Source organism: Curtobacterium luteum, from assembly GCF_001475545.1.
GTDB classification, from domain to species: domain Bacteria; phylum Actinomycetota; class Actinomycetes; order Actinomycetales; family Microbacteriaceae; genus Curtobacterium; species Curtobacterium luteum_A.
Map to the genome: position 1 here is coordinate 1 of NZ_LDQC01000181.1, position 1,076 is coordinate 1,076.

The window sequence follows — 1,076 nt, forward strand, 5'->3', positions numbered from 1 at the left end:
CCCCTCCACACCGACCACTGCCCGAAGGACGCGCTCGACGGCTTCGTCCTCCCGCTCATCGCCGCGAGCGAGGAAGAGGTCCGCCAGGGCCGCAACCCGATCTTCCAGTCGCACATGTGGGACGGCTCCGCGGTGCCGCTCGACGAGAACATCGAGATCGCGAAGACGATGATCGCGAAGACGCGGAACATCAACGCCATCCTCGAGGTCGAGATCGGCGTCGTCGGCGGCGAGGAGGACGGCGTCCAGCACGAGGGCACGAACGACGCCGATCTCGACCTCGAGGATGGCGTTGATGTTCCGCGTCTTCGCGATCATCGTCTTCGCGATCTCGATGTTCTCGTCGAGCGGCACCGCGGAGCCGTCCCACATGTGCGACTGGAAGATCGGGTTGCGGCCCTGGCGGACCTCTTCCTCGCTCGCGGCGATGAGCGGGAGGACGAAGCCGTCGAGCGCGTCCTTCGGGCAGTGGTCGGTGTGGAGGGCGACCGTGATGTCGTAGTTCCTCGCGACCTCGTGGGCGAACTTCGCCATCGCGAGGGCGCCGGCGGCACGGTTCTTGACCGTGTGGCCCGCGAAGTAGTCGGCACCACCGGTGGTGACCTGGAGGATGCCGTCCGAGCCGGCCTCCTGCAGACCCTGGAGGACCGCGTTGATCGTCTGCGACGACGAGACGTTGACCGCGGGGTAGGCGAACTTGCCGGCCTTCGCTCGTTCGAGCATCTCGGCGTACTGTTCCGGCGTTGCGATGGGCACTGCGATCTCCTTCGACGTGGTGGTTCCCCGCCGAGCCTAGCCATTGGCTCTGGAGGCGCGGTGCGGGTTACGCGCGCCCGTTCCGTCGGTGCTGCACATGCGTTCACTGCGTTCCTGACCGGCCCGCCTCGCGGCCGGCGGTCGGTACGCTGGGGGCCGTGACTCCCACCACTGAGACCGGTTCCTTGTTCCTCCAGCCCGACCGCAACCTGGCGCTCGAGCTCGTGCGTGCGACGGAGGCGGCGGCGATCCGTGCGCAGCCGTGGATCGGGCGCGGTGAGAAGAACCTCGCGGACGGCGCCGCGGTGGACGCGATGAGG

1 protein-coding gene and 2 pseudogenes are annotated in these 1,076 nt (G+C 68.2%); 2 read left to right on the forward strand and 1 reads right to left on the reverse strand.

The window, feature by feature from the left end; all coding sequences use genetic code 11:
- Nucleotides 1–57 precede the first annotated feature (57 nt).
- Nucleotides 58–198, forward strand: a pseudogene (locus tag NS184_RS18810) (class II fructose-bisphosphate aldolase); the annotation flags it as partial.
- 63 nt (nucleotides 199–261) lie between these two features.
- Here NS184_RS18810 and NS184_RS17040 read toward each other — a convergent pair.
- A pseudogene (locus NS184_RS17040) lies at nucleotides 262–756 on the reverse strand (class II fructose-bisphosphate aldolase); the annotation flags it as partial.
- Nucleotides 757–914: 158 nt separating this feature from the next.
- Between NS184_RS17040 and NS184_RS17605 the strand changes: the two are divergent.
- On the forward strand, nucleotides 915–1,076 hold a 162-nt coding region (locus NS184_RS17605), incomplete at its 3' end, for a fructose-bisphosphatase class II (RefSeq protein WP_152998318.1).